Origin of the sequence: Methylobacterium trifolii (genome assembly GCF_022179685.1) — a bacterium.
In the GTDB taxonomy this organism is placed as follows: domain Bacteria; phylum Pseudomonadota; class Alphaproteobacteria; order Rhizobiales; family Beijerinckiaceae; genus Methylobacterium; species Methylobacterium trifolii.
In genome coordinates this window covers 1-6,227 of sequence record NZ_BPRB01000195.1, presented here as the reverse complement: position 1 = coordinate 6,227, position 6,227 = coordinate 1, and the positions used below count along the sequence as shown (strand labels likewise).

At 70.0% G+C, this 6,227-nt stretch carries 7 protein-coding genes; 2 read left to right on the top strand and 5 right to left on the bottom strand.

All coding sequences use genetic code 11. The annotated features are described in order from the left end of the window. Positions 1-724, top strand: a 724-nt coding sequence (locus COGEMETH_RS16950; RefSeq protein WP_238183778.1) for a M23 family metallopeptidase, incomplete at its 5' end; no start/stop codon positions are given. Here the strand turns inward: COGEMETH_RS16950 and prfB are convergent. The 5 genes from prfB to COGEMETH_RS16925 form a co-directional block, all read right to left on the bottom strand. Next, positions 688-1,816, bottom strand: a protein-coding gene (gene prfB / locus COGEMETH_RS16945; protein WP_238183777.1) for a peptide chain release factor 2 whose coding sequence is annotated in 2 segments (ribosomal slippage) — positions 688-1,746 and positions 1,748-1,816 — 1,128 coding nt in all. Because the reading frame shifts where the segments join, the coding sequence is not laid out codon by codon here. The two genes, COGEMETH_RS16950 and prfB, sit on opposite strands and share 37 nt — an antisense overlap. Before the next feature lie 100 nt (positions 1,817-1,916). After that, positions 1,917-2,258: a hypothetical protein gene (locus COGEMETH_RS16940; RefSeq protein ID WP_238183776.1), complete on the bottom strand. Its 342-nt coding sequence runs from the start codon at positions 2,256-2,258 to the stop codon at positions 1,917-1,919. 100 nt (positions 2,259-2,358) lie between these two features. Further along, entirely contained in the window at positions 2,359-2,571 is a 213-nt protein-coding gene (locus tag COGEMETH_RS16935) for a hypothetical protein (RefSeq protein ID WP_238183775.1), read from the bottom strand. Between the two features lie 134 nt (positions 2,572-2,705). After that, positions 2,706-3,923 (bottom strand): LL-diaminopimelate aminotransferase, encoded by a 1,218-nt coding sequence (locus COGEMETH_RS16930; protein WP_238183774.1) that lies wholly within the window; start codon positions 3,921-3,923, stop codon positions 2,706-2,708. A gap of 129 nt (positions 3,924-4,052) precedes the next feature. Continuing rightward, a complete protein-coding gene (locus COGEMETH_RS16925; protein ID WP_238183773.1) occupies positions 4,053-4,442 on the bottom strand; it encodes a hypothetical protein in 390 nt (129 codons plus the stop codon). A 159-nt stretch (positions 4,443-4,601) separates the two neighbouring features. On the opposite strand from COGEMETH_RS16925, the gene COGEMETH_RS16920 reads away from it, so the two are divergent. Continuing rightward, the coding region (locus COGEMETH_RS16920) for a PHA/PHB synthase family protein (protein WP_283215013.1) at positions 4,602-6,227 on the top strand (1,626 nt) is incomplete at its 3' end.

Here is a 6,227-nt window from a genome sequence, read left to right as displayed (position 1 = left end):
GGGGTCGGCGGCGACAGGCACCAGGGGGCCGCCGAGGCCGGACGGGGCGGGGCCGGCGAACCGGGCCGGGTCGAGGCCGGTCCGGCCGATCACGTCGCGCAAGCGAGCGAGGTCGCGCCCGCTCGACCCGGCCCGGTTCGCCGGCCCCGCCCCGTCCGGCCTCGGCGGCCCCCTGGTGCCTGTCGCCGCCGACCCCTTCGCCACCGCTCTCGCTTCGGCCCGACGCATGGTGGAGGACGGCGCGCGCCTGCGTCGGGTCGCGACGGCCTTGCCCCTGCGCCGGCCGACCGGCGGCGAGGCCGTCGTATCGAGCACCTTCGGCACCGCCCTCGATCCGTTCACGCGGGGGCTCGCGCTCCACACCGGCCTGGACCTGAAGGCCGAGTCCGGCGAGCCGGCCCGCGCCACGGCGCCGGGCAGGGTCACGGCGGCCGAGCCCGCGGGCGGATACGGCAACATGGTCGAGATCGACCACGGCCACGGCGTGGTCACGCGCTTTGCCCATCTCGGGCGGATCGCGGTGCAGCCGGGACAGGTGGTGAGGGCTGGCGACCTCGTCGGTCAGGTCGGCTCCACGGGGCGCTCCACCGGCGCGCACCTGCATTACGAGACCCGCGTCGACGGTGAGCCGGTCGACCCGCAGCGCTTCCTCGACGCGGGCCGGCGGTTCGAGGCGCTCGCTTCGGCTCAGTCGATGTCCTCGACCACGTCGGCGCCGCCGTAGATCCGCTGGGCGAGCGAGGCTTCCATGAACGGATCGAGGTCGCCGTCGAGCACCTCGTCGGGGTCGGTGGATTGCGTGCCGGTGCGCAGGTCCTTCACCAGCTGGTAGGGCTGGAGCACGTAGCTGCGGATCTGGTGGCCCCAGCCGATCTCGGTCTTCGAGGCGGCCTCGGCGTTGGCCTTCTCCTCGCGCTTCTTCAGCTCCGCCTCGTACATCCGGGCGCGCAGCATGTTCCAGGCGGTGGCCCGGTTCTTGTGCTGCGAGCGCTCCTGCTGGCAGGCCACCACGATCCCGGTGGGGTTGTGGGTGATGCGCACCGCCGAATCGGTGGTGTTGACGTGCTGGCCGCCGGCGCCCGACGAGCGGTAGGTGTCGATGCGGCAGTCCGATTCCTTGATCTCGATCTCGATCCGGTCGTCGATGACCGGATAGACCCAGACGCTGGCGAAGCTCGTGTGGCGGCGCGCGTTGGAATCGTAGGGCGAGATCCGCACCAGCCGGTGCACGCCGGACTCGGTCTTGAGCCAGCCGTAGGCGTTGTGGCCCTTGACCAGGAGCGTCGCGCCCTTGATCCCGGCCTCCTCGCCGTCCGTCCACTCGACGATGTCGACCTTGAACTTCCGCCGCTCGGCCCAGCGCGCGTACATGCGCTGGAGCATGTTGGCCCAGTCCTGGCTCTCGGTGCCGCCGGCGCCGGCATGGACCTCGACATAGGTGTCGAAGCCGTCCGCCTCGCCCGAGAGCAGCGTCTCGATCTGGCGGCTGGCCGCCTCCTTCTCGACGGCGCGGATCGCGGCCTCGCCCTCGCCGACGGAGGCCGCGTCACCTTCCATCTCGCCGAGTTCGATCAGGGTGGCCCCGTCATCGAGGTCCCGTTCGAGCTTGCGGATCGCGCTCACGGCCTCGTCGAGCTGGGTGCGCTCGCGCATGACTTTCTGCGCGGCCTCGGCGTCGTTCCAGAGGTCCGGGTTCTCGGAGGCCGCGTTCAGCTCCGCGAGGCGTTTATCGACGGTATCCCAGTCAAAGATGCCTCCTCAGCAGTCCGATCGACTGCTTGGCGGCATCCGAGAGTTGCTCGATCTCGGCGCGCATTTCGAGGGGTTCGCTCGTGTGATCTTTGTACGAAGGGCGGGTCGGAGCTGGGTGATACCGGCCCGGCCCCCCGCTGTAAACGCCGTGGCCGCCGGCGCCGTCAGCGCAGGACCGGCCCGAGATAGGCGGGCGCGATCACGTAGGTGCGGGATTGCTTGCGGGCCCCCAGGCGCCCTTCCGTGAGTTCGTCGTTGTAATAGTCGAAGCCGGAGAGCCCGAAGCCGCCGCCGTTCATCACCTGCGGCACGGGGACGGCTGGCGCCGCGAGATCGGGCCGCGACGGCGGGACGACGACGCGGCCCACCCCGTCGGTGCGCAGCACGCTCGGACCCTCGGGCGCGTGGAAGACGTAGCCCACGGGCTGCGCCATGGCCCCCTGCGAGGCCGGGAGCGCGAGGATCAGCAGGCCGGCGGCAAGTCCGAGTCGGTGGGCGGCGTTCACGCAATGCTCCGTCGCAAGCCGGCCGCTCGATCCCGGCCGCGTATGATCATGCCTGAAGTCGGATGACTTGTCCGTTGCCGGACTGCATCCAACCGGCGCCTCAGCCCTTCGAACGCAGCACGACCTGGGGCTGGCGGACCACCGGATCGCAGTCGGTCGTGAAGCCGTTCAGGGGAATCGGCCGCGAGTCGCAGACCAGGGCGTCCGTGGGGCCCGGCGCCGGAACCGGGTCCCGGGCGATGATCGGGTTCGGCGCGCAGGCCGAGGCGGCCCCGGCCAGGAGGAAGGCGGCAAGAAGGTTCAGGCGGCGCATGCAACCCTCGGACGCGGAACGACGGACCATCCGCGGACCCTGCGCATCGCGCCCGGGCCTGACAAGCGCCGCGGCTGGCCGGAGGGGGCTTTGCGCGCCCCTGTCGCCCGGCCGCAACAACGGGAGGCGCGTCCTCAGCCGGCCTTGGCCATCGGCACGAGGTTGTGGAGCGTCTTGTCGGCGTTGTCGAAGAAGCGGCGGACGTTGCGGGCCGCCTGCCGGATGCGCTGCTCGTTCTCGACCAGCGCGATGCGGACGTAATCGTCGCCGAACTCGCCGAAGCCGATGCCCGGCGCCACGGCCACGTCCGACTTCTCCAGCAGGAGCTTGGAGAATTCCAGGCTGCCGAGCCCCCGGTATTTTTCCGGGATCGGCACCCAGGCGAACATCGAGGCGGAGGGCGCCGGGATCTTCCAGCCGGCCTTGCCGAAGGAATCGACCAGGGCGTCGCGCCGCTTCCTGTAGGTCGCCCGCATCTCGTGGATGCAGTCGTCCGGCCCGTTGAGCGCCGCGGTGGCCGCGACCTGGATCGGGGTGAAGGCCCCGTAATCGAGATACGACTTCACCCGGGAGAGCGCCGCGAGCAGCCGCTCGTTGCCGACGGCAAAGCCCATGCGCCAGCCGGCCATGGAATAGGTCTTCGAGAGCGAGGTGAACTCCACCGTCACGTCGATCGCGCCCGGCACCTGCAGCACCGAGGGCGGCGGCTCGCCGTCGAAATACACCTCGGCATAGGCGAGGTCCGAGAGCAGGATGATCTCGTGGCGCTTGGCGAAGGCGACGAGATCCCGGTAGAAATCGAGCGTCGCCACGTAGGCGGTCGGGTTCGAAGGGTAGCACACCACCAGCGCGACCGGCTTGGGGATGGAGTGCTGCATGGCGCGCTCCAGCGCCGGGAAGAAGGCCGGCGTCGGCTCGGCCGGCACGGAGCGGATCACGCCGCCGGCCATCAGGAAGCCGAAGGCGTGGATCGGGTAGCTGGGGTTGGGCACCAGCACCACGTCGCCCGGCGCGGTGATGGCCTGCGCCATGTTGGCGAAGCCCTCCTTGGAGCCCAAGGTCGCCACCACCTGGGTGTCGGGGTTGAGGCTGACGCCGAAGCGGCGCTGGTAGTAGCCGGCCTGGGCGCGGCGCAGGCCGGCGATGCCCTTGGAGGCGGAATAGCGGTCGGTGCGCGGGCGGCCTGCGGTCTCGCACAGTTTGGCGATGACGTGCTTGGGGGCGTCGAGGTCCGGGTTGCCCATGCCGAGGTCGATGATGTCGGCGCCGTTGGCGCGGGCGGCGGCCTTGATCCGGTTCACCTGCTCGAAGACGTAGGGCGGCAGGCGCTTGATGCGGTGGAAGTCGGTCATGGCCTTCGTGTCCATCGGCGCGCCCGCGACTGGCGTTTCGTGACGTGGCGGGGCGGTCGGCCTGTCTAGCACCGAAGCGGGCCCGAGCCGACCCTGAAAATCCCGACCCTCGAAATCGCGCGCGCCCGATCACTCGGAGGCTGGGGCATTCGCGGGCTTCGTCGCCTTGCCGGCGCTCTCGGCCGAGCGGCCCTTGGCCTGGTTGCGGTTGCGCGCGCCTTCGAGGTCCGCCTCCAGCGCCTTCTGGCTCTCGGCCGATTTCGCCCGCACCGGACGCTGCGGCGCCGAGACGCCGACCGGCAGGAATTCCGGCGTGCCCGTGCTCCGCGACTTGGCGACGAAGTCGGGGGCCTGCACGCTCTTCGGGCCGTAGCCGGCATCCACCGCCAGGGTGCGCACCGCGCTCACGTCGCCGGAGCAGGCGGCCAGGAGCGTCGTGCCGGCCAGGGCCGCCGCCCGGATGGCGGCGCGCAGGCGCGTGGACCGGGCCGCGGCCCGTCTGCCGTGGGTTGAGGACATGGGGCGTATGTCTCGGCAATTCTGCACAAGGACTGGCGAAACCTCCCGCTGGCGCCTTAATTTGTCGGAAACGAGGCCCGCCGGGGGCCAAAACGACAGCGACCGGCCGGGCAGAGCCTGCCCGCCAGGTCGTGCGACACCCCAGGGAGTGATGCACGCGTGACGACGCCTCCGAACCCCACGCCCCCCAGCCTCGATTTCGAGGCGTTCTCGCGCAACGCCGGCCTGTTCGCGGAGGAACTCGGGCGCAGCGCGGCCAGCTACCTCAAGCCCCTCGACCCCGATGCGCTCCCCAAGCCCGGCGGATCGGAGGAGGTCGGCGACATGGTCCGGACGCTCGGCACCATCGCCGAGACCTGGATGTCCGATCCGGCCCGCAGCCTGGAGGCCCAGACCAAGCTGAGCCAGGCCTTCATCTCCCTCTGGGGGTCGACCTTCCAGCGCCTCCAGGGCGAGGCGGCGACCCCCGTGGCCGTGCCTGAGGCCAAGGACAACCGCTTCAGCCACGCCGACTGGAGCAGCAACCCGTATTTCGACTTCATCAAGCAGAGCTACCTCATCGCCTCTCGCTGGGCCGAAGGGCTGGTGGACGAGGCCGAGGGCGTGGACGAGCACACCCGGCACAAGGCGCAGTTCTACCTGCGCCAGCTCACGGGCGCCCTCTCCCCCTCGAACTTCGTGATGACCAACCCGGAGCTGATCCGGCACACCTTCGAGGAGAAGGGGGCCAACCTCGTGCGCGGCATGAAGATGCTGCAGGAGGACATCGAGGCCGGCAAGGGCGAGTTGCGGGTGCGCCAGACCGACGTGAGCGCCTTCACCTTCGGCGTGGACGTGGCGGTGACGCCCGGCGAGGTGGTGTTCCGCAACGACCTGATCGAGCTGATCCAGTACGCGCCGATGACGGAGACGGTGATCAAGCGCCCGTTCCTGATCGTGCCGCCGTGGATCAACAAGTTCTACATCCTCGACCTCAACAAGCAGAAGAGCTTCATCGGCTGGATGGTCGCGCAGGGGCTGACCGTCTTCGTGATCTCCTGGGTGAACCCGGACGAGCGCCACCGCGACAAGGATTTCGAGTCCTACATGCGGGAAGGCATCGAGGCGGCCATCGACGCCATCGGCGTCTCCACCGGCGAGACCGAGGTGGCGGCGGCCGGCTACTGCGTCGGCGGCACGCTGCTGGCCGTGACGCTGGCCACGCAGGCGGCCACCGGCAACACCCGGATCAAGAGCGCGACCTTCCTCACCACCCAGGTCGACTTCACCCATGCGGGCGACCTCAAGGTCTTCGCCGACGAGACGCAGATCAGGCAGATCGAGGCCCGGATGGCCGACCGCGGCTACCTCGACGGCTCGCGCATGGCCAACGCCTTCAACATGCTGCGCCCCAACGACCTGATCTGGTCCTACGTGGTCAACAACTACGTCAAGGGGAAGCCGCCCTCGGCCTTCGACCTGCTCTACTGGAACGCCGACGCCACCCGGATGCCGGCGGCCAACCACTCGTTCTACCTGCGCAACTGCTACCTGGAGAATACCCTCGCCCGGGGCGAGATGGTGCTCGGCAACATCCGGCTCGACCTGAAGAAGGTCACGGTACCGGTCTTCAACCTCGCCGCCCGCGAGGACCACATCGCACCGGCCCTCTCGGTGTTCGAGGGCTCCTCGAAGTTCGGCGGCCCGGTGGATTACGTGCTCGCCGGCTCGGGCCACATCGCCGGCGTCGTCAACCCGCCCGCCAAGCCCAAATACGGCTTCTGGTCCGGCGGCAAGGCGGAGGGC